Annotated in this window: 29 protein-coding genes; 7 read left to right on the forward strand and 22 right to left on the reverse strand. The window is 36.6% G+C overall.

Going from position 1 to position 26339, the window contains the following annotated elements; genetic code table 11:
* Positions 1 to 68: 68 nt before the first annotated feature.
* The 5 genes from QRY57_RS22710 to QRY57_RS22730 all read right to left on the reverse strand — a co-directional run bounded on the left by QRY57_RS22710 (position 69) and on the right by QRY57_RS22730 (position 3615).
* Complete coding sequence (locus QRY57_RS22710) at positions 69 to 503, reverse strand: hypothetical protein (protein WP_286016154.1); 435 nt, start codon at positions 501 to 503, stop codon at positions 69 to 71.
* Between the two features lie 252 nt (positions 504 to 755).
* Positions 756 to 887, reverse strand: coding sequence for a hypothetical protein (locus QRY57_RS22715; protein ID WP_272874312.1), 132 nt, complete (start codon positions 885 to 887; stop codon positions 756 to 758).
* Positions 877 to 1311 (reverse strand): hypothetical protein, encoded by a 435-nt coding sequence (locus QRY57_RS22720; RefSeq protein ID WP_286016155.1) that lies wholly within the window; start codon positions 1309 to 1311, stop codon positions 877 to 879. Before QRY57_RS22720 ends, QRY57_RS22715 begins: the two co-directional genes overlap by 11 nt.
* Before the next feature lie 244 nt (positions 1312 to 1555).
* The gene (ald, locus tag QRY57_RS22725) at positions 1556 to 2689 is read right to left on the reverse strand and encodes an alanine dehydrogenase (RefSeq protein WP_286016156.1); all 1134 of its coding nucleotides are present in this window, start codon (positions 2687 to 2689) and stop codon (positions 1556 to 1558) included.
* A 134-nt stretch (positions 2690 to 2823) separates the two neighbouring features.
* Positions 2824 to 3615: an SDR family oxidoreductase gene (locus QRY57_RS22730; RefSeq protein ID WP_081811117.1), complete on the reverse strand. Its 792-nt coding sequence runs from the start codon at positions 3613 to 3615 to the stop codon at positions 2824 to 2826.
* Between the two features lie 149 nt (positions 3616 to 3764).
* Here QRY57_RS22730 and QRY57_RS22735 point away from each other — a divergent pair, with 149 nt between their 5' ends.
* Together QRY57_RS22735 and QRY57_RS22740 are read left to right on the forward strand one after the other, a co-directional pair.
* Positions 3765 to 4223 (forward strand): universal stress protein, encoded by a 459-nt coding sequence (locus QRY57_RS22735; RefSeq protein ID WP_026593661.1) that lies wholly within the window; start codon positions 3765 to 3767, stop codon positions 4221 to 4223.
* Between the two features lie 169 nt (positions 4224 to 4392).
* Complete coding sequence (locus tag QRY57_RS22740; RefSeq protein ID WP_026593662.1) at positions 4393 to 4572, forward strand: hypothetical protein; 180 nt, start codon at positions 4393 to 4395, stop codon at positions 4570 to 4572.
* Positions 4573 to 4642: 70 nt separating this feature from the next.
* Here QRY57_RS22740 and QRY57_RS22745 read toward each other — a convergent pair whose 3' ends face one another.
* The gene (locus QRY57_RS22745; RefSeq protein ID WP_286016157.1) at positions 4643 to 4984 is read right to left on the reverse strand and encodes a zinc ribbon domain-containing protein YjdM; all 342 of its coding nucleotides are present in this window, start codon (positions 4982 to 4984) and stop codon (positions 4643 to 4645) included.
* A gap of 346 nt (positions 4985 to 5330) precedes the next feature.
* Here QRY57_RS22745 and QRY57_RS22750 point away from each other — a divergent pair, with 346 nt between their 5' ends.
* Entirely contained in the window at positions 5331 to 5900 is a 570-nt protein-coding gene (locus tag QRY57_RS22750) for a DinB family protein (protein ID WP_098302305.1), read from the forward strand.
* A gap of 44 nt (positions 5901 to 5944) precedes the next feature.
* Here QRY57_RS22750 and QRY57_RS22755 read toward each other — a convergent pair whose 3' ends face one another.
* From QRY57_RS22755 to QRY57_RS22765, 3 genes are all read right to left on the reverse strand, one after another.
* Positions 5945 to 7528 carry a serine hydrolase domain-containing protein gene (locus QRY57_RS22755; RefSeq protein WP_286016158.1) on the reverse strand — a complete coding sequence of 528 codons (1584 nt, stop codon included), beginning with the start codon at positions 7526 to 7528 and terminating at the stop codon, positions 5945 to 5947.
* A 213-nt stretch (positions 7529 to 7741) separates the two neighbouring features.
* A complete protein-coding gene (argH, locus tag QRY57_RS22760) occupies positions 7742 to 9130 on the reverse strand; it encodes an argininosuccinate lyase (protein ID WP_286016159.1) in 1389 nt (462 codons plus the stop codon).
* Positions 9127 to 10332 carry an argininosuccinate synthase gene (locus tag QRY57_RS22765; protein ID WP_090687891.1) on the reverse strand — a complete coding sequence of 402 codons (1206 nt, stop codon included), beginning with the start codon at positions 10330 to 10332 and terminating at the stop codon, positions 9127 to 9129. The genes argH and QRY57_RS22765 overlap by 4 nt, the downstream gene beginning before the upstream one ends.
* 166 nt (positions 10333 to 10498) lie before the next feature.
* Between QRY57_RS22765 and QRY57_RS22770 the strand changes: the two genes are divergently transcribed.
* Positions 10499 to 10816: a radical SAM protein gene (locus QRY57_RS22770; RefSeq protein ID WP_026593668.1), complete on the forward strand. Its 318-nt coding sequence runs from the start codon at positions 10499 to 10501 to the stop codon at positions 10814 to 10816.
* A gap of 27 nt (positions 10817 to 10843) precedes the next feature.
* Here the strand turns inward: QRY57_RS22770 and QRY57_RS22775 are convergent, their stop codons facing one another.
* A complete protein-coding gene (locus QRY57_RS22775) occupies positions 10844 to 11038 on the reverse strand; it encodes a hypothetical protein (protein ID WP_286016160.1) in 195 nt (64 codons plus the stop codon).
* Positions 11039 to 11905: 867 nt separating this feature from the next.
* Between QRY57_RS22775 and QRY57_RS22780 the strand changes: the two genes are divergently transcribed.
* Positions 11906 to 12556, forward strand: a complete 651-nt coding sequence (locus QRY57_RS22780; RefSeq protein ID WP_026593670.1) for a YitT family protein — start codon at positions 11906 to 11908, stop codon at positions 12554 to 12556.
* Between the two features lie 29 nt (positions 12557 to 12585).
* On the opposite strand, the gene QRY57_RS22785 is transcribed toward QRY57_RS22780, so the two are convergent.
* Positions 12586 to 13419, reverse strand: a complete 834-nt coding sequence (locus tag QRY57_RS22785; RefSeq protein WP_286016161.1) for an EcsC family protein — start codon at positions 13417 to 13419, stop codon at positions 12586 to 12588.
* Positions 13420 to 13528: 109 nt separating this feature from the next.
* Here QRY57_RS22785 and QRY57_RS22790 point away from each other — a divergent pair, with 109 nt between their 5' ends.
* Entirely contained in the window at positions 13529 to 13966 is a 438-nt protein-coding gene (locus QRY57_RS22790) for an NUDIX hydrolase (protein ID WP_286016162.1), read from the forward strand.
* Positions 13967 to 13988: 22 nt separating this feature from the next.
* On the opposite strand, the gene QRY57_RS22795 is transcribed toward QRY57_RS22790, so the two are convergent.
* The 5 genes from QRY57_RS22795 to QRY57_RS22815 all read right to left on the reverse strand — a co-directional run bounded on the left by QRY57_RS22795 (position 13989) and on the right by QRY57_RS22815 (position 18407).
* Entirely contained in the window at positions 13989 to 15182 is a 1194-nt protein-coding gene (locus QRY57_RS22795; protein WP_090687899.1) for an acetate kinase, read from the reverse strand.
* A 296-nt stretch (positions 15183 to 15478) separates the two neighbouring features.
* Entirely contained in the window at positions 15479 to 16465 is a 987-nt protein-coding gene (locus QRY57_RS22800; RefSeq protein ID WP_286016163.1) for a class I SAM-dependent methyltransferase, read from the reverse strand.
* A gap of 217 nt (positions 16466 to 16682) precedes the next feature.
* A complete protein-coding gene (gene tpx, locus QRY57_RS22805) occupies positions 16683 to 17183 on the reverse strand; it encodes a thiol peroxidase (protein ID WP_208017335.1) in 501 nt (166 codons plus the stop codon).
* Positions 17184 to 17363: 180 nt separating this feature from the next.
* On the reverse strand, positions 17364 to 17759 hold the full coding sequence (ytfJ, locus tag QRY57_RS22810; protein ID WP_026593676.1) for a GerW family sporulation protein: 396 nt from the start codon (positions 17757 to 17759) through the stop codon (positions 17364 to 17366).
* A 9-nt stretch (positions 17760 to 17768) separates the two neighbouring features.
* A complete protein-coding gene (locus tag QRY57_RS22815) occupies positions 17769 to 18407 on the reverse strand; it encodes a DUF2953 domain-containing protein (protein ID WP_286016164.1) in 639 nt (212 codons plus the stop codon).
* A gap of 193 nt (positions 18408 to 18600) precedes the next feature.
* On the opposite strand from QRY57_RS22815, the gene QRY57_RS22820 reads away from it, so the two are divergent.
* Positions 18601 to 19404: an NAD kinase gene (locus QRY57_RS22820; RefSeq protein ID WP_026593678.1), complete on the forward strand. Its 804-nt coding sequence runs from the start codon at positions 18601 to 18603 to the stop codon at positions 19402 to 19404.
* 69 nt (positions 19405 to 19473) lie between these two features.
* On the opposite strand, the gene QRY57_RS22825 is transcribed toward QRY57_RS22820, so the two are convergent.
* The 6 genes from QRY57_RS22825 to QRY57_RS22850 form a co-directional block, all read right to left on the reverse strand.
* Positions 19474 to 21036 carry an amidohydrolase gene (locus QRY57_RS22825; RefSeq protein ID WP_286016165.1) on the reverse strand — a complete coding sequence of 521 codons (1563 nt, stop codon included), beginning with the start codon at positions 21034 to 21036 and terminating at the stop codon, positions 19474 to 19476.
* A gap of 90 nt (positions 21037 to 21126) precedes the next feature.
* On the reverse strand, positions 21127 to 21552 hold the full coding sequence (locus tag QRY57_RS22830) for a VOC family protein (protein WP_026593680.1): 426 nt from the start codon (positions 21550 to 21552) through the stop codon (positions 21127 to 21129).
* Between the two features lie 119 nt (positions 21553 to 21671).
* Positions 21672 to 23258: an acyl-CoA synthetase MbcS gene (mbcS, locus tag QRY57_RS22835; RefSeq protein ID WP_286016166.1), complete on the reverse strand. Its 1587-nt coding sequence runs from the start codon at positions 23256 to 23258 to the stop codon at positions 21672 to 21674.
* Between the two features lie 154 nt (positions 23259 to 23412).
* Positions 23413 to 23610 (reverse strand): alpha/beta-type small acid-soluble spore protein, encoded by a 198-nt coding sequence (locus tag QRY57_RS22840; RefSeq protein WP_017153881.1) that lies wholly within the window; start codon positions 23608 to 23610, stop codon positions 23413 to 23415.
* A gap of 195 nt (positions 23611 to 23805) precedes the next feature.
* Positions 23806 to 25017 carry a tRNA uracil 4-sulfurtransferase ThiI gene (gene thiI / locus QRY57_RS22845; protein WP_208017331.1) on the reverse strand — a complete coding sequence of 404 codons (1212 nt, stop codon included), beginning with the start codon at positions 25015 to 25017 and terminating at the stop codon, positions 23806 to 23808.
* Positions 25018 to 25023: 6 nt separating this feature from the next.
* Entirely contained in the window at positions 25024 to 26166 is a 1143-nt protein-coding gene (locus tag QRY57_RS22850) for a cysteine desulfurase family protein (RefSeq protein ID WP_090687912.1), read from the reverse strand.
* Positions 26167 to 26339: the final 173 nt, after the last annotated feature.

Here is a 26339-nt window from a genome sequence, read left to right on the forward strand (position 1 = left end):
CTAGTAATCTATTTCAAGTTCTAACGTTTCATTCTGAATAATGAAACATTTTAAGATAGATTACTTTGTTAATCTCCACCGCCCCCGCAATCTCCACCACCACTATCACTTGAACTACTACAATCATTATCGCTGTAGTTTACAAATCCACTTGACGAGTTTGAAGCATAGGAAGATCGTTTTCTTTTCTGCTGCCTTTTCTTATCATTTTTACTTTCACGGCTTGGCCATACTTTGTCAAACAATACAAAAAACATACCGAATGGTACCAAAAAAACAATCCCCTGAAAGATGTCTTCCAAAAATTCAGGTCTTATCTCGATTTGATAAAATACACCTAACAAATACATACACAAAATCACATATAAAACCATACTAATATACCTAGCAATTTCCTCTATACGAAGAGCCAGCTTCTGTTGAAATGGTATATTCTGTTCCTGCTTTTTCTTTATATATTTCTGCCGTTTTATCTGTTTTTTCTTCCTACTCTTTCTCCCCATGACATCCCCTCTTTAAATCTACTTATTCATATAATCCCAAACTACCATAAGAGGAATCTCATTAACAAGAAAAAATTCCAATTTTTAGATTTTCAAAACAAAAAGATGCTCTCTATCTCGTATTACGAGTAAAAATTAAAGAGCATCCCTTTTATCCTACTATTTACGAGCAGTAATACCCTCGTCTCAAAGCTCCCTGACAGAAAAAATTAGTAAGAGATGGACTACTCGTCAAAGTCCAGTTGGTGAAGGCTAATATTCAGCGGTGGATGGAGAAAGCTCCACCGCTGAATGTTTCATTTTATTGGCAACTTCTTTCAAAATCGCCTCGTACCATTCCGAATAATGAAACATTTTAAGGCGGACTACTTTTTTAATCTCCACCGCCTCCGCAATCTCCTCCTCCACTATCACCTGAACTACTACAATCGTTATCGCTATAGTTTACAAATCCACTTGATGAATTTGATGAATCTTTTCTCCTTCTCGCCTTGCTCTTACCCTGTTCACCTTTATCACTTGGTGTCCATATATATAGAAATAAAAAGCCATACAACGCCATTTCTACTATTCCTACAAATATCTTTAATAACTCCCCAAAAAACCCCTTAGTTAGATGTGACTGACTCATTTTAAAATAGATGTAAACACAGAATCCTAAATACAGAAAAATAGTAATGATTCTAAGTACTTTAAGTATAATGGCAATTGGTTTCTCATGTTGCTCTATAACTACTTCCTTTTGTTGCAATACATGCTGTTGTTTAGGTTGTCTCTTCTGTTTTTTCTTACTACTTTTCCCCCCCATTGGATCCCCCCTAGACCAATTTACTTTATTCTATAATTCTCGTTACTTATTATAAATCACATATGAAATAAACATAATTTCCCAAATCCTATCGTATCATTCTTACGATTTTTTTGTCTATCATACGTTATAAAAACATATTGAATATTATATCAAATCAAGGTCTAACTTTTTGTAGAAGACACTTGAGTTACTACATACAAAAAGACCCTCCTTATCTAAGGAAGGTCTCACAATTTTTTTATTATGATAAAGCAGGAGCTTTTTCAAGAAGCTCTTTCGCATCAGCGTATTGTAAGCCGTGTGCTTCTGCAACTGCTTCAAATGTTACATAGCCGTCTAACGTGTTAATACCTTTTAATAATGCAGAGTTACTTAAGCAAGCTTCTTTGTAACCTTTGTTTGAAATTTGTACTGCATATGGTACTGTTACGTTTGTTAACGCAAGAGTTGATGTACGCGGAACCGCACCAGGCATGTTTGCAACTGCATAGTGAACAACGCCGTGTTTTTCATAAGTTGGGTTGTCATGAGTTGTAATACGATCAGTTGTTTCGAAAATACCACCTTGGTCAATTGCGATATCTACTACAACAGAACCTGGTTCCATTGATTTAATCATTTCTTCTGTTACAAGTTTTGGCGCTTTTGCACCTGGAATTAATACTGCACCGATTACAAGATCAGATTCTTTTACAGCTTCTGCAATGTTATAAGGGTTAGACATTAAAGTTTTTACTTGGTTACCGAAAATATCATCTAATTGACGAAGACGTTCTGCACTTAAGTCGATAATCGTTACATCAGCACCTAAACCTACCGCAATTTTCGCCGCGTTTGTACCAGCTTGACCACCGCCGATAACTGTTACTTTACCACGTTTTACTCCTGGAACGCCTGCAAGTAAAATGCCTTTACCGCCCTTGTTTTTCTCAAGGAATTGTGCACCAATTTGTGCAGACATACGACCAGCTACTTCACTCATAGGTGCAAGTAGTGGTAAAGAACGGTTGTCTAATTGTACTGTTTCATAAGCAATTGCTACTACTTTATTATCGATTAAAGCTTTTGTTAATTCTGGCTCTGGAGCTAAGTGTAAGTATGTGAATAAAATTAAACCTTCACGGAAATAACCATACTCACTTTCAATTGGCTCTTTTACCTTCATAACCATCTCTTGATTCCATGCTTCTTCAGCAGTTTCAACAAGTTTTGCTCCAGCTTGTACGTATTCTTCATCTGTAAAGCCAGATCCTAAACCTGCACCCTTTTGAACAAAAACATCATGACCATTGTGTACTAAATGCACAGCACCAGCTGGCGTCATTGCCACGCGGTTTTCATTGTTTTTAATTTCTGTTGGAATACCGATACGCATTCTTAATTCCCCCTTGAGTTATGAAATGACCCCTGAATCATTTTTTAAAGCGCTTTCTACGCTCTTATATTTTAACATAATATCTCAATATTTGACAAAAATATCTCGAGTTTTCCGATAGATTTTATCTATTTTTATCGATGTCTGTGAATAACATCAACCGCCCCTGTTACTTCAATGATTGTACCCGTAATCATATCAGAATCTTCCTCGCATAGAAATGCAATTGTGCGAGCGATATCTTCACCTGTTCCAGATCTACCAATTGGTGTCTTGGCATCTTTCATCATACGTGCCTCTTGAATCGTTGCCTCTTTCATTTCACCAATAATATCTCCTGGACAAATCATATTTGATGTAATTCCGTATTCTGCTTCCTCATAAGCAATTGTCTTTGTTAATGAGACCAGTCCTACCTTTGCCGCAGCAAATGCGGAACGGTTCATCCAACCAGGTGCACTATCCGCTCCTTGAAACCCATAATTGATAATACGGCCAAAACGCTCTTTTCTCATGATCGGAACGACAAGTTTTAATAAACGAAACACTGCTGTTAAATTCCCTTGTATCATTTCATTCCATTCATCTTCTTCATAATCAATTAAATTTTTACGTTCAAATACGTAAGGACCTGCATTATTGATTAAAAAATCAATTTTGCCAAAACGGTCAATTGCTCCTTCTACCATTTTATGTAAATCTTCTTTTTTCGTGACATCTGCTTGCACAAACTGCAGACGTTCTGCTATATGTTCATATTTTTCCCTCATTGCTTTGGCAGCTCTTATATCGCTGCGATATGTTACGGTTACTGAATATCCTTCAGTCAATAATTTTTCTGTTACTTGCTTTCCTAAACCTTTCGTACCGGCTGTAATGAGCGCGTGTCTCACAAAAATAGCCTCCTTTTTATTCCTATACTCAATATGTAACAAGTTATCCCATCAATTACAACTAAAAAGAATCGAAATTAATTTTTCAAAATTCTGTAACGTTTTCGACAAACACATTACCATATTTTGCTTTATAATTAAGTTGTAAAAAGGTTATAAAAAAGAATTGGGAGGAATCTACTATGAATAATACATATACAAATATTTTAATTGCAGTGGACGGTTCCAAAGAAGCAGAAAAAGCCTTTAAAAAAGCAATTCAAGTTGCAAAGCGCAACAACGCAACATTAACAATCGCTCATATCGTTGATGTAAAAGCATACTCTGCTGTAGAAGCATATAGCCGAGCAATTGCTGAGCGTGCAAATCTCTTTGCAGAAGATTTATTAGAAGACTACAAAAAGACTGCAACTGAAGCTGGTCTTGAAAAAGTAGAAACTGTATTAGAATTTGGTAATCCAAAATCTAAAATTTCAAAAGAAATTGCTCCAAAACATAAAGTAGATTTAATTATGTGTGGTGCAACTGGTTTAAACGCTGTAGAACGCTTCTTAATCGGTAGCGTCTCTGAACATATTATTCGCTATGCGAAATGCGATGTCCTTGTTGTCCGTGGTGAAGAAGAGCAAGGTGAACTATAATTTATCAAAAATATAAAAGCATCAAGCTCATGTAGGCTTGATGCTTTTTTGTGTATTCAAATATCAAATAACAAAATATATCTTTGCTCCCATTCGATTAACTTAAAAATCGAAGGATAGAATATATCTGTTCGGTTACGCTAAGAAAAAAAGAAACGAGGGATGCTACATGGGCGATTCCGAACGAATTATTTTAGATGTAAATGATGAAGAAATTGAAATGCTCGACACAATCTGCTCTCATTTTAAAGAAAAGCATGGTGTTGAGCTGAGTCATGGTGCGCTCCTCCGTGATTTAATGGATATTGAATATATTCGTATTACAGAAAATCGGCATAAATACGAATAAGAAAAGACGTTCAGTAATTGGCAAAACCACCTTACTGAACGTCTTTTTAATCATTTATATACGATTCTTTTTATGCCTTTTTAACAAATTCAGATTTTAATTTCATAGCTCCAAATCCGTCAATTTTGCAATCAATATCATGATCTCCATCAACTAAACGGATACTCTTTACTTTTGTACCTATTTTTATAACGGATGAAGTTCCTTTTACTTTAAGATCTTTGATTACTGTTACAGCATCACCATCGTTTAAGATATTTCCATTTGCATCTTTAACAACCTTTTTGTCTTCACCATTTTCAGTTTCTGACCCTAGAGCCCACTCATGCGCACACTCTGGGCAAACAAATAGACTTCCATCTTCATACGTATATTCTGAATTACATTTCGGACAGTTTGGTAAGTTTTGCATATTTTTTATTTCCTCCATTATAAAAATTACTCTCAATTCCCTTTTTCATACTTACGTAAACTTAACAATTACGAACTGGAAACTCACGAAAAATAGGGATGTTCCTTATATACTGCCATAGTATTTTCAGATTGACAAGCCAACTTTATGTGAACACGTTTTCTAAAAAAGAAAGTACATCATATAGTGTGCTCTCCTTCTTTACGTTGATGGCAATGCGGTAAACTTAGATTTCTAAACATACTATTCCAGATGAAGAGTTGTTTTAGCATGGATTCTCCTTCCAAAATACAAAACAATTATAATAATGGTATAATTAGGAAAATGAACTAGGGGGTTCTGGTACATGAAATCTGAAAGTATATCAAAACATTTTCACACATTAAATCAACAAAGATCTCAATTTCTCCCTAAACTACAATCACTTCCGCAAGAAGAACTATGGCATCGAAATAAAAATGGGAAATGGTCAATTGGGGAACATCTCTACCACCTGTACTTAATTGCAAAAATGCTAAAAGTTGCAATTAAGTTTTCTTTCACACTTCTTCCCTATGCCAAAATAAGAAGAAATGCCCCGTTTGCAACTGAAATACATGACATCTATGCAGTATACAAAGAAAAAAATGGGAAAGGAATGAAAGCTCCTTGGATTTTAGTACCATCCAAAAAAATCTATTATTCTATGGATGGTAAAGAACTGGAACGATTGCTAGTTAACGAAACAAATGCAATCAAAATATGCGTTCAAAATATAGAAGAAAATATCGCGGGGCACATTGTATTTTTGGATCCACTCGCTAAGTATCCCAACCTAATTCAAGCCATTCAACTTTTAGCGATACATGAGAAACATCATTTTTTAATCATTGAAAATATCTATAAAACGATGCATGCACGTAGTCTAGAAGTATAAAAACACTAAATCAGTGAGAGCTGAATCCCTCACTGATTTAAGTTTCACTTTATCTTTACTTCTTCTCCTACATATTCCAAATGCCATGCATCTTGAATAGATAATACTGGAGATCCGCTTGTATTCTTTGCAAATCGAAGAAGTCCATATTCTCCTGCGTAAAATATAGAAGCGTTGATCGGAAAACAAGGATAGTGCTGGTCTTCATCTACAAATACTGGTTTACCTTCTTTTGTTAAGAAGCTAAACTCAAATACGCCTGCTGAATATGTTCCCTCATAATCCTTCCATTCTACTGCCTGAACATGCTTTCTTTGTAAATCTGTATACTTACAAGGGCTTCCATTAATAACGATATACTTTGTTCTTAAATCCATTACTCGAAACCCTATCGATACTACCTCACCATTATGACGCGCTATATAGAAATCCTTTCGAACAGGTTCTAATTGCATTTTTTCTCCATTCCACTCCATCATAAGAGCAGTATCTTCAATTGTTATACTGACAAATCCTCTTTTCGCACCTAAATACGTCCCTTCATAGTTTCTCCAACAATCCGAGTCAACTTGAACAGGAGTGATTTTAGGTTTAACAGTTTGTCCTATGAATTGGTTCATTAACATCTCTATAATTTCCCACCCATAATCCTGCGTCGCCATCGTCACAAATCCTAGCTTTTTCTCTGGGAACAATACTAAAAAACATTTATATGCGCTTATCGCTCCGCTATGCCAAAGCATTTCGCAGCCTCGCTCTTTCTCTATTACCAAACCTAAACAGCTACCAAACTCGTTTAAAGTGTAGTTATCAACTTGCTTCTTATGCATTTCCTCAATTATTTCTGACCTTAAAAATGTCTTACCATCTAAAATCCCTTTATTTAAATGCATCATCGCAAAGCGAGATAAATCTGTTATGGTCGACATTCCAAAAAAGGAAGGATAATTCGTTACATTTTCTGCAAATTTATGTTGTACCTTCCAATCGCCTTGTTCTGTTTTTTCATGGGCTAAAGCAAGAGGATACGTCATCGCTTCAAGCGGATCATACATTGTTCTAGTCATTCCAAGTGGATCTAATACATATTCCTTCATGAGCTCTGCAAACGGCTTTTTACATACAGATTGAGCTACATATCCTGCAAGATTATAAGCATGATTTCCGTATGAATATAGGATGCCAGGTGGAGTTACTAGTTTCAAATTAGGAACTATTTCCTCTATATAAGATACCCATCCTGCCTGATCACGAGGTCCCTCTATATCTCCTCCATCAGGTAAACCCGTGGTATGACTTAGCAACATACGAAGAGTTATGGTGCGAGCGTATTCTTGATTCTGCAGGGTAAACTCTTCTATATACGTACAAATTGGAACATCTAAATCTAAAATCCCCTCTTCTACGAGCTTCATTATTAAAGTCCCTGTTAAACTTTTACTAACTGATCCAATGCGAAACAATGTATCGGTCGTAACCTTCTGATTCGATTCTTCCCAGTTCATGAGACCGAATGCCTTTTCATACAAAATTTCTGTTTCATTTATGATTGATAGTGCAAACCCCGGTACTGTTTTGTTCTGTACTTGTTGTTCTATATGCAATTCAATATCTTTTATAGATAACACAGGGCATTACCTCCCTATTCTTTTTGAATTTCATTTGAAGTAAACTCTTTAATAAGTTGGCATAATAGACGCTCCTTACATTACTAAATCTTCCACCTACCCAAATTTCAACTTAAGATTGCGAAACTCCTTTCTCCTTTAACACACTTATTATTTTTTCTAGTAAAAAAAAGGATACCCCGCTCCTATATGGAGCGGGGTATCCTCTCATCCTTATAAATTTACAGTCTCTCCCACTAACACCTTCGCTTTTTCCAGTGCATTTTGAATTTGTTCGAATCCTGTTCCACCTGCACTATTACGACGTTTTACCGCTGCATATGGCGAAAGAACTTCATATAAATCTTCTTCAAATAACGAACTCATTTCTTGATATGTTTCTAACGGTACATCTAATAAATAGATTCCTTTTTGCGTACAATGAAGAACGAGCTTTCCAACAATTTCATGCGCCTGACGGAATGGAAGTCCTTTGTTTGCTAAGTAATCAGCAATTTCTGTTGCATTGGAGAAGTCTTGTGTTACAGCTTGCCCCATTTTTTCTTTGTTTACAGTCATCGTTTCTAGCATGCCAGCCATAATGTGCAGGCAGCCTTCTACTGTTTTCACCGTATCAAACATACCTTCTTTGTCTTCTTGCAAGTCTTTATTATAAGCAAGCGGTAATCCTTTCATTACCGTTAACAAGCTAAATAGATTGCCGTATACTCTTCCTGTTTTACCACGAATGAGTTCAGCCATATCAGGATTTTTCTTTTGCGGCATAATGCTGCTTCCTGTTGCATACTGGTCACTCATTTCAATAAATTGAAACTCCTGGCTGCTCCATAAAATGAGCTCTTCACAAAAGCGTGATAAATGCATCATTAGTATGGACGAATTACTAAGAAACTCTAGTATGAAATCGCGATCACTCACTGCATCTAAACTATTTTCATAGATTCCTTCAAAGCCGAGAAGCTCTGCGCTATACGTACGGTCAATCGGAAATGTAGTTCCCGCAAGAGCACCCGCGCCAAGCGGAGAAATATTAATGCGCCCCAGTGAATCCTCATAACGATTTACATCGCGCTCTAACATCCAAAAATATGCAAGTACATGATGAGCAAACGAAATTGGCTGTGCACGCTGTAAATGTGTATACCCCGGCATAATCGTTTCAATATTCTTCTCTGCTTGATGAACAAGAACCGATTGCAGTTGTTTCGTTGCCTTTATAATATCTTTCACTTTATTACGTAAATATAAATGCATATCTGTCGCAACTTGATCATTACGACTTCTTCCTGTATGAAGCTTTCCACCAACGTCACCAATTTGTTCAATTAACATTTTTTCAATGTTTAAATGAATATCCTCAGCATCTACTGAAAAAGTTAACTCATTTACTTTCGCTTTTTCTAATAAATGTTGAAGGCCTTCTTTAATTTTCTCTGCTTCTTCTTTTGTCACAATCCCCTGCCTCGCAAGCATCGTAACGTGAGCGATACTTCCTTCTATATCTTCTACCACTAATTTTTGGTCAAAGGAGATGGAAGCCCCAAACTCCTCGACCCACTCTTCTGCTTCTGCTGTAAAACGACCTCCCCAAAGTTTGCTCACGCTTCCACCTTCTTCTGATTTACTTGGCTGTATACTTTTGTTGGAAGACCAAATAAAGAAATAAAGCCAACTGCAGCATCATGGTTAAATTCATCATCCACTGTATATGTTGCTAATTTTTCATCATATAGAGAGTATTCTGATTTACGTCCTTCTACAATTGCATGACCTTTAAATAATTTCACACGTACTGTACCTGTTACTGTTTTTTGTGTTTCTTGTAAGAAAGCAACAAGCGCTTGTTTTAAAGGCGAGAACCATAAACCGTTATAAATTAATTCCGTTAATTTTTGCTCGATCATTGGTTTAAAATGAGCTACTTCTTTTACAAGCGTTAAATCTTCTAACTCTTTATGTGCTGTAAGTAACGTCATTGCTGCTGGACATTCATATACTTCACGTGATTTAATCCCAACAAGGCGGTTTTCCACATGATCAATACGCCCAACCCCATGTTTTCCAGCAAGAGTGTTTAACGTTTTGATTAGTTCTGAAAGTGAATAAGAAATGCCATTTAATGTTGTTGGTACCCCTGCTTCAAATCCAATTTCCACAAACTCTGGTTTATTCGGTGTATCTTCTAATGCTAATGTCATTTCATATGCATCTTCTGGAGGCGCTGCCCACGGATCTTCTAAAATTCCACATTCATTACTGCGTCCCCATAAGTTTTGGTCAATTGAGAACGGGCTATCTAAATTGATTGGGATCGGAACATCATTTTCTTTCGCGTACGCAATCTCTTCTTCACGTGACCATTTCCATTCACGTACTGGCGCAATTACTTCTAAATACGGATTTAATGCTTGAATAGAAACTTCAAAACGAACTTGGTCATTCCCTTTTCCTGTACATCCATGTGCGACAGCACTTGCTCCTTCCTGCTCCGCAATTTCTACAAGTTTTTTTGCAATTAACGGACGAGATAATGCAGAAACAAGTGGATATTTCCCTTCGTATAACGTATGACCTTGTAGCGCCATCAATGCATATTCATTCGCAAATTCTTCTTGAACATCAATCATGTAAGATTTAACTGCGCCTACTGAAAGTGCTTTTTCTTTTACAAAATCTAAATCTTTACCTTCCCCTAAATCTAAGCAAAGCGCAATAACATCATAATTTTTATCTTGTAACCATTTAATTGCAACGGAAGTATCAAGACCTCCGGAATATGCTAACACAACTTTTTTCTTCTCCATTTTATATCCCCCTAAAGAATAAATATTCATTATAATTAATAATAATTCAAACTTTAACACCTTTTATAAAATGAATCAAGGGATATTAACAAAAAAAATTCTAACAATTTCATCGAACTTCTTTCTTTTTTTCGGTACAATGGAAACAGAAAATGGGGGTGTCTATATGGAACAATATTTTATATACGATGAACACCTAGGAATAGAAGTACCTGAACTACAAGAAGAATGGGAAGATATCCCTGAAAACATGCAGCATGCAATTTTATTAAAATGGGAACAAATTCGTGGAAAAATACCTGATCGTATAAAAGAACTGGAATATCATATTAATCAAAAACAACAGCGTTTAAATAACGAGGAAAATTTTGAGATTTCTTGTAAACTCAATTCTGAGATTGCCGATCTTGCCTCTATCATTAACGATTTATGGCTATGGTATCGTCTTACTCAACATGTGTCTGAGGGAAAAGCGCATCAATAAAAGAAGCATGACCTCATTTACTGTGGGTCATGCTTTTTTTTCATAACAAGGCTTGCAATATATATTTTTCGCTGATTTCGCTAAGCATACATCAAAAGGACCTACTAACAGATTCCTTTCTTTTGGTAACTTTACAAAGGCAACCAATTCTTCTTCATATTGAATTTTTTTTTGACAAAGAGAACATACTAATTCTTTTCTTTTGAACATATCTTTGAACATACTATCCCCTCCCTTACCATTCATCCATCTATACAAATATACTCTCATACAAACTTATTTTTGTAAAAAAATAACACAATATACATTCCCCGCGTCATATACTAACGAAAAGAATTTGTACAGAAACATGACTCTACAGGAAGTTTAATTTTTATCCCCCATTAACTGGGATGCTTTTTTCAAAGAAAAAAGTGACAAACAGGAAACAAGTGAGTAAATTTCAGTACTTCTTTCTTATTACTTATTGGACATCCTCTCCCAACTCCTAAACAAATAGGACTATTTTGCAAAAACATTTAAAAATAGCAGCATAATTCCCATAAAATTACAAATTATGTAGTTTTTCTCCGGTTATTGTCGGTTTCCATCCGCATACATTTTTTGAAAGTATGATATAATAATATAAAATCTTTTACAGAAAGGATTTTGATATCATGATCGCTCGAAGGAGCATGTGGCATCGAATTGACGAATCTTACACGTAGCGTATTTTTTTGCTCAGATACTTTAGTCTAGCGAAAAAAATACGAGAGTGGGGAAATTATGATTGCCCGAAGGATAATTTGGCAACGAAAAGACTCTTCTTACACATAGCGTTTTGTTTAGGCCTTTATTGATAATTACTAAACAAAACGAAGAAGAAGGCAGGATTGCTAAATAACCAATCCTACTCAAAGTTTTGTTTAGTCGTTTTTAGACTTAAACTAAAACGAAAGTAGGGAGAATTGATGGACGAGAGGATTATTCGTTATTTCTTCAGCGATATATAGCGTAGTTAGTTTGATGTAAACTAACTGAAGGCTATATGAGCTCGTAGTTAGTTTACAAGATGAAAAGAACTACTAACTACGGAAAGAAGGAATAACGATGAGGAACATCCAAAGTCGACAAATTATTAAAGAAATTTTTATGCTTTTAATCGGTTCATTTATTTTATCAGCAGCACTATATCACATTCATTTTCAAAACCACTTAACTGAGGGTGGCTTTGTAGGAATTGCACTATTTATCCAAAACTTTTTTGATATTTCACCATCAATTTCAACTGTAATAATGGATATCCCGATTATTTTGCTATGTGCTACATTTTTAGGTAAAAAGATGGTTGGTTATTCATTTATAGGATCGATTTCATTCGGAGTATTTTATTCTTTAATGGAAAACTATTCTCCATTTACAGTAGATTTATCAAATCATTTATGGATAGCTGCAGTACTAGGTGGTGCGCTGGCTGGGATTGGACTCGGTTTTATATTGCGATTTGGTGGTTCAACCGGTGGAGACGATATTTTAACAATTGTACTAAGTAAAAAAACTCGATTTACAATTGGTCAGATTTTCTTCGTCTTTGATGCGATTGTACTTACACTTTCATTATATTATTTAACTTGGACAGAAATTGCTTTTACTATTCTTTCAATTGCTGTGCAGGCAAAGACGCTCGATTTAATTTATTATCCAGCAGAAGAAAAGAAAACAGTATCTATTCCAATATCAAAACAACATGCAACAAACTAAAAGCGAAAGGCCTTGGCCTCTCGCTTTTTTTATGCTCTTTTTTCTTTTTCTACTATGTAACGCACTTGGTAGAACCTGGTTGCAAATTCTGTTACATTCCTTGTTAGACGGTAATTCACCGTAGAACCAATCGCCATCCCTAATACAGGAATACCTTGAAATAGTTTACGTCGAAGCGCATAAATAGAAAAAGTCTTCAAAATTTGTTTTAACAAAATTTCTGTAGAAGCTGGTTTTAATACTTCTTCTTCCCCTTCATAAAAGAACGAATCCTCTTGTTCTAGCTCCTGAAGCAAGTTATACCAAGCATATTGCTGAAGCCTTGCTGGCAGTAAGGCAGCATGGAATACTTTTAAAGCGAGCATCATTTCATATGGCTTGTTCACATCATGACCAAATGATGTTGCAATAAGTTGAACTGCCTTTACATTTAACGCAATCATGACCGGAAAATCAGCTGTCAACAATAATAAACCACCGACTCCAGTTGCTCCTCCCTGTACAAAAGAATATAAACGATGACGCGCGGTCTGTTGCTCTGCTATATATGTTAGTTGATCAATGGATAATGCTTTCAATTCTCCTAGCTGTTCAATCGATTCATCAAACAACCGCGCTGTTCCTAAAATACGATTTCGCGCATCAAGCTGCGATTGTGAACTTTGAATCAATGCATGAAGATGGAATAACCATCCGTCTGCTTTCGCAAAAAATTCTTTTCGCTTTTTCTCCGGAACCTTTGCAACTGAAGTATGCAACCACTTATCAAACATCTTTTGAAAATCGGTTGACTCCTGTTCCAATAGCTGTCCTTCCCAATTTTTAACCTCTTGTAAAATGGCTTGTTCTCGCTTCGATCGCATCGTAACAACCACCTCGCTCAATTTTGTTCTATTGTAACATATTTCAGATTTTTCTTTACAAATCTGATAGGCTAAACATATATTTATCCAATATATAGGAGGTTATAATATGTACCCACGCGCAAAGGCATTTGGAATCCTACTCCATAACAAGCGTATTCTTGTTCAAGAATATCAAACAGAAATTCAAACATATTACAGACCACTCGGCGGTTCTATTGAATTTGGAGAGAAATCAGATCAAACAGTGATTCGTGAATTTAAGGAAGAAATTAATGCACAAGTAGAAATTACAACTTACTTAGGATGTCTTGAAAATATCTTTTATGTAGGTGAGGAAGCCGGACATGAGATTATTCAATTGTACTCGCTTCATTTTACAGATACATCATTATATGGAAGTGAAATGATACCTATGCAAGATAACGAACGAAGTGCATATGCAAAGTGGATTCCCATTACAGCATTTCTCGGGCAAGAAAAAACTTTGTATCCAAATGGAATCATACATTTTCTCGCAACAAAAATAAAAGACGGAATCCTATAGGATCCCGTCTTTTATTCATATATTAACCAATATTTCCAAGACGTAATACGTCACGAGCAATCATAACCTCTTCGTCAGTTGGAATTATAATAATTTTCACTGGAGAGTGAGGGAAGCTGATGAATGCTTCTTCGCCACGAACATTGTTACGTTTCGGATCGAAGTATACTCCCATAAACTCAAGGCCTTCTAATACACGCTCACGGATTAGAGAACTGTTTTCTCCAATACCAGCTGTAAAGATGATTGCGTCTACACCTTTCATACGAGCTGCATAAGAACCGATATATTTATGAATACGCTCTACGAATATATCTAACGCTACCTCTGCACGGTGATTTCCTTCTTTTTCCGCTTGTTCGATGTCACGTAAGTCACTAGAGAATCCAGAAAGACCTAGCATACCACTTTTCTTGTTTAATACGTTTAGAACTTCTTCTACAGATTGTCCTGTTTTTTCCATTAGGTATGGAATTAACGCAGGATCAAGGTTACCAGAACGTGTACCCATTGTTACACCAGCAAGTGGAGTGAAGCCCATAGAAGTATCGATAGACTTTCCGCCTTCTACAGCTGCGATACTTGCACCGTTACCTAAGTGGCAAGAAAGTAAACGTAAGCTTTCAAGTGGACGACCTAATAATTCAGCTGCACGCTGTGTTACATATTTATGAGACGTTCCGTGGAAACCGTATTTACGAACACCATATTTCTCATAGTATTCATATGGTAAGCTGTATAAGAAAGATTCTTCCGGCATTGTTTGATGGAATGCTGTATCGAATACTGCAACTGCTGGTACGTTTGGAAGTACCGCTTGGAATGCTTTAATACCAACAACGTGTGCTGGATTATGAAGTGGTGCTAATTCGCTTAAATTTTCGATTTCCGCTAATACTTCGTCAGTAATTAAAGCAGAATCATCAAACTTTTCGCCGCCGTGTACAACGCGGTGACCGATACCGCTAATCTCATCAAGAGATTTCACGATTCCGTTTTCAGTTAATTTGTTAAGTAACATATTAACTGCTACTCCATGGTCTGGTATACTTGTTACTTCTGTTTGTTTTTCACCGTTCACAGTAATTGTGAAGATACTATCTTCTAAACCGATACGTTCTACTAAACCTTTTGTTAATACTGTTTCACTTGGCATTTCAAATAATTGGAATTTCAAGGAAGAGCTTCCTGCATTAATCGCGATGATTTTTGACATCTAGTCTTTCGCCCCTTTTTTCTCTTGGTAGTTGTGTGGATGAGACCACAAACCGCTCGATTTTATCTGTTTAAATATACCAAAGATGAAAACGTTTCATCCCCAGTAAATTTTATACTCACGAATTTAATTTAAACATCGTACGACATATATTTCAAGTGAAAAAATTGTAACACCAAGAAAAAATATATATTACAGATTTCAAAAAAATTCAGTTTTATCTTGTATATATTAAAAATTATTACACACAATACAAAACTGTACTATATCTAAGAGTACTCCTGTTACATATATTACTATTTATACGTTGCAAACCAAGTATTTAATTGATCCATAATATTCTCCATCGCCTTCATGTTGGAAAATTTAGGCAACTCCACTAACAAAGCTTGTTTCGGCATTGTTACATTTGGACCTTTCTTTTGGAGAACAAATATACTTTTTGCATTTTTCTCGTTTTTAAACATGGAAACAGGAAGCTGTAATAGTCCTTGAATAAAGCTTGTTTCTTTAATAAATGCATGTAATTTTGGCGCTTGATCACTTTCAAAGATAAAGTTTGGTACTAAGAAGAATAAATAGCCACCTTCTTTTGTATGTTTCACACTTTGTTCAATAAATAAGTGATGTGCATAAGACATTCCTTCATCTGCTTTAAGAGTATATTCACTTGCGCCAATTTCGTTTGGATAAAATCCAACTGGTAAATCACAAACAACCGCATCTACTGGGTCAATATAAAGCGGTGCTAGTCCATCTTGATTGAAGAACTCGATTGCTCGCTTTTGTAAATTCGCATTCGCTAAAGCAAGTCTAACAAGTAAATCATCCACATCTACACCAAATCCACTTATCGTTGCACCTTCTTGAGCACCATTAAAAATTGTCGTCATTAAGTTCCCTGTCCCAATCGCAGGATCTAAAACAACGATTTCTTTTTGATCTTTCATAAATTTATGGAATAAGTAGCTCATAAACATTCCAACTGCATCAGGCGTCATTTCGTGATTGGCTTGCACGCCTTCTTTCATTCCTTTTAGAATCGCAAGTTGAAATGATTTGCGAATTTCCTCGCTTTTATATTTTTCTTCATTAAACTTACTATATTCACGATTCAACCGTTCAATTGTTGATTCAGATAATTCTTCTTGTAGAACCGCTCCTTCAAACAGATTATCTCCTGTTTCCACAAGCGCTTCTAAATAGGTTACATCCAATTCTTTACGTAAAATTACGGTAGAAGAATCAAAAATAGAAAATAATGTTTCTACTGTCTGACTCACGTACATTCCTCCTTCTGTCAATTACACATAACTTATATCATACCACAATCTAATTTTTTGCCAAAAGAAAAAGCGACCCCTTTTTAAGAGCTCCCTTCTTAGATTTTAATTTTATATCGACTGTTTCTTCTTATATATCAGCGCTTTTTCAGTACATCGGCGTTCGGCACTATATGAGAAAAAACGACCTCTTACATAGAGGTCGCCTTCATTTACATTACTTAGCAGCTTTTGCTGCTTCTAATGCTGCTTCGTAATTTGGATGGCTTGTACCTTCGCTTACGTATTCTACGTAAACTACTTTGTCGTTGCTGTCTACTACGAATACTGCACGAGCAAGTAAACGAAGTTCTTTCATTACTACACCGTAAGCTTCACCGAATGAAAGGTCACGGTGGTCAGAAAGTGTTGCTACATTTTCTAAGCCGTTCGCTGCACACCAGCGTTTTTGAGCGAATGGTAGGTCTACACTAATTGTTAATACTTTTGTGTTTTCAATACCAGCTGCATCTTGGTTAAAACGACGAGTTTGCGCATCGCATACACCTGTGTCGATAGATGGTACAACACTAATTAATTTCACTTGACCTTTGTATGTTTCTAAACTTACTGGAGATAAGTCGTTTGCTAGCACTTGGAAGTTTGGCGCTTGATCGCCAACTTTAACTTCTGTTCCAACTAAAGTGATTGGGTTACCTTTAAAAGTTACGTTTGTCACTTGAAAATCCTCCTTTTAATAAAACAAAGTATGTATAGTGTTAATAATAGTCATAATGATTCTAAAATACAAATGAAACTAACTCAACTTATATATTTTTTCAAAAAAGATGCCACTTTCATAATTCAGCACAAAAAAAGAAGGGCCTTTATTTATCCCTTCTTCTCAGAAATTCATCCTCTATATTTCAAATTCTGGTTCGTCGCCTTTTCGCTTCTCCATCATTTCCTTCACTTTATCAACAGCTTGAGGTGCTAACTCAAGGATTTTATCAATCACATGTGTCTGTTGATCTAAGTGTAATACTTTTACGCCTTGTCCATTTATAACGAGAAAAGCGACTGGGTTAATGGAGACACCACCACCACTCCCTCCTCCAAATGGATGACGACCGGAGCTTTCTACTTTTCCAAACTCGCTCCCGCCAGCAGCAAACCCAAAGCTCACTTTAGAAACCGTTAAAATGACGCTCCCATCAGCCGCTTTAATTGGATCGCCGATAATTGTATTTACATCAGTCATTTGTTTTAAATGCTGCATTGCAGTTGTCATTAAACCTTGAATTGGATGATCCATTTTATCCCCCTATGCTTGTACAGATTTTTCTGTTATACCAGATCTTTGTTTTCTCATAAACAAGAGTAACTTCACCCCTGCTACTAGGGCACGATATATATGAAAGGATGCTGTTAATTCACCTTTCGATGCAAATCCCTTCCCTTGAAACACAGGCGTAATCTCAAACTCCGGTACATCGATAACATGTGTATATTGTCCCAAGGCCCCCGCAGTCATTCCTTTTATTCCCCATGCATATCCAGTAACAATTCCAGTACTAGCTGCATCCCCAGTTCCAATTTGCGAATGCCATCTCCACTTATTGATTTTCACTTTTTTAAGAAAACCTTTAATGATAGTATGGATTTCTTGAAGCTTTTTTATCAGTTCCCCGATACTATCAAGTTGCGCCATAATTTTATTTTCTATACCGCCATCTTTCTCTGCCTTTTCAATTTTTTGTTCGGTCTTTTTTTGTTGTTTTTCAATTCTTTCCAGCACATCAAATGTATATCGAATCATCCATATTTTCACTTGAAATAAACATTGTTTCTCCATTTCTGAATATAAAAACGTCACTTTAATCGATAGTTTCGACAATAGTATAAGTAAAACGAGCAAGAGAAGAATTCCAATTCCAATCACAAACCACTTCATTTGTATCATCCTTTCACTCCACATCCATTATCGACAGGTTCAAACAGGATTAAACAAGCAGTTATAAAATTGAATATAAAAATTTTTCTAAAAACAAAGAGGGATTTTGACATTTTATATCGAAATATATTATTTGAGCATACCATCAGAATTTTTCTAATGGAGCACCACGTTAAATTTGACTGCAATGGAGGGATACACAATGACAGATCGCCGCAATTTATTTTTCTTTTATGGTGATGACAAAGCAACGCTTGTCGAAAAAATGAAGCCAATATGTCGTATTTTAGAGGAAAATGGATTTACCATATTAGATCATCCAAAAAATGCAAACGCTATCGTCAGTGTTGGAGATGACGGCACCTTCTTACAAGCCGTTCGTAAAACAGGTTTTAGAGAAGATTGCTTATATGCAGGGGTTTCTACGAAAGATGAAATTTCTTTCTACTGTGATTTCCATATTGACCATGTCGATACAGCCCTTCAAGAAATTACACAAAATGAAATTGAAGTGCGAAAATATCCAACAATTCAAATAGATGTTGATCATGACACATCTTTCCATTGTTTAAACGAGTTTTCTTTACGCTCTAGCATCATTAAAACATTTGTAGTTGATGTACATGTTGATGATTTATATTTCGAAACATTTAGAGGAGACGGTTTAGTCATCTCTACACCGACAGGAAGTACAGCTTATAATAAATCATTGCACGGCGCAGTTGTTGATCCATTAATTCCATGCTTCCAAATAAGCGAACTTGCTTCTTTAAATAACAACACATACCGTACACTTGGATCACCGTTCATCTTAAATCATGAACGTACATTAACGTTAAAGCTTGCTCCAGACGGTAATGATTACCCTGTTATCGGAATGGATAATGAAGCGCTTAGCATTAAACAAGTCGAGAAAGCAGTTGTTCGTTTAAGTGATAAACAAATTAAAACAGTAAAACTAAAAAATAATTCGTTCTGGGAAAAAGTACAAAGAACGTTTTTATAAGATAAAAAATGAGTGCTAGGAGATTCCCTAGCACTCATTTTTGCGTCACATATTTTCGAACGGTCGCTATTATTTTTGATACACAATCTGACCATCTATTACAGTTGCCGTAACTTGTATATTTTTTATGTCTTCTACTTCAATTTCAAATACATTACGGTCCATTATGGTGAAATCCGCTTCATACCCTTGGGCGATTTTGCCACGCTCGTTTTCTTTTCCAATCGTATATGCACTTCCGGTCGTAAAGAGTGAAACAGCTTCAAATACCGATAGACACTCTTCTGGTATATAACATGTTCCATCCATAAAACTTCGGCGCGTTACGGCACTATACATCCCTAAAAACGGATTTACTTGCTCGATTGGGGCATCTGATCCACCGCCGCAATGCAAACCTGCACGGAGCAATGTTTTCCAAGCATACGCATAACGAAGACGATGCTCTCCTAATTTTTCAATAACAGATGGGAAATCAGACGAGACGAATACAGGCTGAATATCAATGATTGCTTGTAAGTTCTTCATACGTTCAATTAAATCTTCACGAGCAAGCTGACAATGAATAATACGATCACGCAGCCCCTCTCCGGGAGGATATAACTCCAGTGCATCAATTACATATTCAAGGGATAAATCACCGATTGTATGAATCGCAACTGGCATCCGTAGATTACGTGCTTTCTTCACTAATTCCGCGAGCTCTTCACGAGAAAAAATAGCTACTCCATTTGTTTCCTTCTCATCTTCATACGGTTCACTTAATAAAGCCGTTCTTCCGCCAAAAGAACCATCAGAAAAAATCTTCATCGCTCCAAATTCAATATAATACTCATTTTCATATTCTTTTCGTTCTTCCGCCACTTCATGATGAACGAGTAAATGTGCTTTAAAAGGCGTCTCTTTTATAACGTATGGAAACGCATTGTACGTTTTTCGAAAACTGCCGTAATAATTTAAATCCTCTGTATGTCCACCCACTAATCCGTACTTCCAACAATCTCGAATAGCTGTTTCTAGTGCTCTTCGTAAATATGTTTCATCTATTTCAGGCTGAAGATGCTTAATTAATTCTTGGCCTTGTTCATATAAAAGACCTGTTAATTCATTTGATGAATCCCGGCCAATTTTCCCGCCTTTTGGGTCCTTCGTCTCAACCGTTATATTTGCTTTGTCAAGTATGTAAGAGTTCACCCATGTAACATGTCGACAAACACGTTTTAATAAGATAGGATGTTCTTTCGAAATCGCATCTAAATCACGGACATGGACGTTTTTAGTATCTGTGAAATTATTTTCGTTCCAGCCCTCACCAATAACCCAAATACCCTCTGCCGCTTCATTAACCCGCTCTCTAACGAGCAAAAGCATTTCCTGATACGACGTGCATGCAGATAAATCTAATCGAAGTAACCTTTCTCCATGCCCAATAAGGTGCATATGACTATCCACAAGGCCTGGAATCATCGTTCTTCCTTCTAGATTATGCACCCGCTCAGGCTCATAACGACTTTCTAACTCTTTTTTATTCCCCGTATCTATAATCATCCCATCTTCTACATACACAGCTTCAACCATTTCGTTCTCTTCACTCATTGTATAAATATGTCCACCGAACCAAATCTCCCCCATCTTCTCCCCCCTTTTTCTTTTAGTCTACGAAATTTAAGTGTAGAAAAAAAGCACCACTTTACAAACATGGTGCTTTTCCAAAAATGAATTTTAATTAGCCGGGATTGTTGTTACTTGCCATTCTACGTTAAATTTATCTTTTACTTGTCCATACGCCGGGCTCCAGAAAGTTTCTTGAATTGGCATAATTACTTGACCGCCATCTTGTAATTTTCCAAATACTTCTTTTGCCTTTTCTGCATCGCTTAATCTAATCGCTATCGTTACTTGCGATCCAATTTCGTGTGGTTTACCTGGGAATGTATCTGAAATCATAAGGTCTGTATTACCTACTTTTAAATGCGCATGTAAAACGCGTTCTTTCACCTCATCTGGAACAGTAAATCCTGGAGTTTCAGGCATTTCTCCAAAAGTTTGAATGACTTCAACTTTTGCATCCAATGCATGTTCATAAAACTTCACTGCTTCTTGTCCATTACCATCCAAAACTAAATACGGATTAATACCTAAAATCATAAAAGGCACCTCTTTTTCTAATTTTTTAGTAATCATTTCACGCCACAACAAGAACATACGTTCCTTTAAATGGTATCATAATCTTACATGCACTTGCAACAATCTAACTCCATTTTTTCTTACTTTAGCCCTAATTCCATTTCTTGTTTTCTAAGTTCGACGCGTCTAATTTTTCCGGAAATTGTTTTTGGTAGTTCGTCTACAAATTCAATTTTGCGAGGGTATTTATATGGTGCAGTTAATTCTTTAACATGTTCTTGAAGTAAAGGAATCAGTGTATCTTCTTTTTCTTGTACATTTTCTCTTAAAACGATAAATGCCTTTACGACACTTCCGCGGATTTCATCCGGACTTGCCACAACAGCACACTCTCTTACATACGGGTGTTTCACAAGTGCATCTTCGACTTCAAATGGCCCAATTGTATAACCAGAGCTAATGATAATATCATCACCGCGTCCCTCAAACCAAAAATAACCTTCTTCGTCTTTTTTCGCTTTATCACCTGTAATATAATAATCACCACGGAATTGCATCGCTGTCCGCTCATCATCTTTATAATATTGCTTAAAAAGTGCTGGCGTTTCAATATGAACAGCAATATCTCCTACTTCTCCAATGGATACAGGTTTTCCTTCTTCATCTACAATATCTACATGATTACCTGGCGTTGGTTTCCCCATCGACCCTGGCTTAATCTCCATTCCTTTCATAACGCCAACAAGTAATGTATTTTCTGTTTGGCCATAACCATCCCTGACGGTAACATGAAAATGATTTTGGAATGTTTCTATTACCTCTCGGTTCAGCGGCTCTCCTGCCGATACAGCACTATGTAACGCTGATAGATTATATTGCTGCAGGTTCTCTACTTTTGCCATTAAGCGATACTCTGTCGGCGTACAGCAAAGCACGTTCACTTTATTATCATCTAATAACTGTAGATATGTCTTCGGTTCAAATTTACCGTGATATACAAATCCTGTTGCTCCAGAACCGAGCGTTGCTAAAAACGGGCTCCAAATCCACTTTTGCCAACCTGGACTAGCCGTTGCCCATACAACATCATTCTCTTCTATTCCGAGCCAATTTGGAGCGCTTGTACGTAAATGCGCGTAGCCCCAAGCATGTGTATGAACGACGCCCTTTGGATTTCCTGTTGTTCCTGATGTGTAAGATAAAAAGACCATATCTTCTCGGTCTGTCTTAGCCATCTCTAATTCGTCACTTTCTATTTCTAATACGTCTTTTAAATTGATCCAGCCATCTACTGACTGCTCGCTCAGCGCAAACTTTTGAAGAGACTCCACCATCTCTACACCGTCAAATTGTTCGATATACGGCCCATAACTGACAATTGCCTTTACTTCTCCGTGCTGAATGCGATATTCAATATCTTTTTTACGAAGCATTTCTGAACTTGGAATAACCACAAATCCGGCTTTAATTGCGGCAATGTACGTCATATACGCTTCAATTAGGCGTGGCATCATAATGAGAAGCTTGTCCCCTTTTTGTAAGCCACTCTTTATAAAAGCGTTTCCAATTTTATTCGCACCTTTTATTAATTCAAAGTATGTAACCTCTCGTCTATTCCCTTTGTCATCCTGCCAAATTAAAGCAAGTTTCTCTTTTTCATTTGTATATTTTTCTATCTCCGCAACTAAATTGTAAGACGGCGGCGCTAATAATTCCTCTCTCTTCATAACAATCATCCTCCTTAATCTCTATGTCTCCCTTCTATAATAAAGAATTTTCAGTAAATTTTGAACCCTCTTCTTTTGACAAATTTTTTAATGGTACTTCGACAAAAAAAGAAGGAGCGAGAAACTCGCTCCTTCTAAGCCATCATATATGGGATTATTTGTGGAAACCGCCTAATTGTTGTTCAGCTAGTGAAACTAGACGTTTTGTAATTTCGCCACCAACAGATCCGTTAGCGCGAGATGTTGAATCAGCTCCAAGTTGAACACCGAACTCTTGAGCGATTTCGTATTTCATTTGGTCTAATGCTGATTCAGCACCAGGAACCGCTAATTTATTTGTGCTTCGTGCCATATGGTATCACCTCCTTGTGAGTATAGAGTGTGATAAACCATAGGACTTCATACATTTTTAGATATGGTAATTTATGGTTTTAAAAGATGTTCAAAAAGTCCGGTACTGATGTAGTTCACTCTACACGTCGTATCCTCCTGACCTCCGCGTCTCGAACTGCCCGTCCCTCTTTATCCTCCTTTTGAACAAGCACTTTTAGAAAAGATCTTCAAATTGTTCTTCTTCAGCCACTTCTACTGTTTGTAATACTATTTTTTCTGTATTAGCAACAGCAGTTTCAATAAGTGGTGTAAAGTCATATTTTGATTCAAAGCGATTTGCTTTTTCACGCTTCGGCTTTGTCGCTGGGCTCGCTGGTGTGAATACTGTACAGCAGTCTTCATACGGACGAATCGAAATATCATATGTTCCAATTTGATTTGCAATTTTAATAATTTCTAGTTTGTCCATCGTAATAAGCGGACGAATGACTGGATAGTTTGTCACTTCATTAATAGTATGCATACTATCTAACGTTTGGCTCGCTACTTGTCCAAGACTTTCACCCGTTGTAATTGCAAGTGCATTACGCTCTTCTGCAATGCGCTCTGTAATACGCATCATCATACGGCGCATTACTGTCATAGAATAACTAGATGGAATTTCTTTATTAATTGTTTTTTGCACTTCCGTAAACGGAACAAGGTGAAGCGTCAAACGTTTGCAGTATTTCGTTAACTCTTGGGCTAAATCAATTACTTTTTGCTTCGCACGCTCACTTGTAAAAGGTGGACTATGGAAGTGAACAGCCTCCACTGATACACCGCGCTTCATTGTTAAGAACGCAGCTACTGGACTATCGATTCCGCCAGAAAGAAGCACCATAACTTTTCCGCCTACACCAACTGGTAAGCCACCTGCGCCCATGCGCTCATCACACATAATGTAGCTATAACCACTGCGAATTTCTACGCGAACATTTACATCTGGATTGTGAACGTCCACTGTGATGTCTTCTGTATTATCTAAAATATACCCGCCAATCTCAGGAAGTAATTCCATCGTTCGCATTGGGAAATGTTTATAAGAACGGTGCACTGTAATTTTAAATGTTTTCACATCGCCTTTTACTTGTAAGAAAGCCGCTAGCGCACCTTTTTTAATCTCTTCTAGTTCTGATGGTACTTTCATCGCTAAATTAAACTTATGAATACCAAATACGTCTTGTAATCTCTCTGCAATCGCCTCATGATCTTCACCATTTAATTGAATGTACATGCGATCATGTGTTGCATCGATTTTGATATTTGGGAATTTCTTTAATTTAAATTTCACGTTCTCTTTTAACGTGTTTACAAACTTAGAACGATTTTTTCCTTTTGTCGTCATTTCACCGTAACGCACTAAAATATATTCATATTTCATCATGTTTCTTTACCTCATCACTTCGTATAATTTTGGTAATGTTTCTTTTATAATTTCTTCGAATTGCATTACTTCTTCCATCGTATTTTCAGATGCTAAACTAATGCGAATTGCACTTGCTGCTGCTGCACGCGGCACGCCCATTGACTCTAACACGCGACTTACTTCATTTACTTTTGAAGAACAAGCTGATTTTGTTGATACATATACGTCTCGTTCTTCTAGAGCATGAACCACTACTTCTGGTTTTAAACCAACGAATGATACATTTAAAATATGCGGTGCTGCATATTGAAGGGATGTATTAATCGTTACATCTTCCATGCCCTCGAAGAAACGGACAAGCTCTGCTTGTAACTTCTGTAAACGGTCACTTTTTTCTTTCATATGTTCCATTGTCATACGCAACGCTTTTACCATTGCCACAATACCAGGTAAATTCTCTGTACCAGAACGATAACGGAGCTCCTGCTGACCACCTGATAAAATCGGATCTAATCTTACTCCATCGCGTACATATAAAAGTCCAGTTCCCTTTACGCTATGAAATTTATGTCCCGATATCGAACAAAGATCAATATGCGAAGCATATAGATCAAGTGGTACTTTTCCGATCCCTTGCACGTGATCTACATGGAATCTTATTTTCGGATAGTTCGCTAGCAATTTACCAACTTCAGAAATAGGCTGAATCGCTCCTGTTTCATTATTAACATGAATCATTGAAACAAGAATTGTATCCTCACGAAGCGCTCGTTTTACATTTTCTACTGATACAATACCATGTTCATTTACAGGTAAGTATGTTACATCAAAACCGAGCCCTTCTAATTGTTTATATGCTTCAAACACAGACGCGTGTTCAATATTTGTTGTAATAATATGTTTACCACGAGAGCGATTCCTCATCGCTATTCCTTTAATCGCAAGGTTATTTCCTTCCGTTCCACCCGATGTGAAAATAATTTCGGAAGGTTTAACATGAAGAAGCTGCGCTGCAATCGTTCTTGATTGTGTTAATAAACGCTCTGCTTCTCCCCCGAGCGAATGAATAGAAGAAGGATTCCCAAAGTATTTTCCTGCAACCGTTACATACGATTGAAGGACTTCTGGATATGGTTTCGTTGTCGCACTATTATCAAAATAGATCATCGTTCTTCTCCTTTCAGCGCTGTCACATCATATAATCATATCACAAACACGTGTAATTACGCTAAACATACTCAAAGGTTTCATTTTTTAATATAAAAGTATAATTTTATATTTTGAAACGAAAAACACTGCTGTATTCCGCTATTCATTATAGCAATATCGCTCTAGAATTT

Origin of the sequence: Bacillus arachidis (assembly GCF_030285945.1) — a bacterium.
Lineage (GTDB): Bacteria > Bacillota > Bacilli > Bacillales > Bacillaceae_G > Bacillus_A > Bacillus_A arachidis.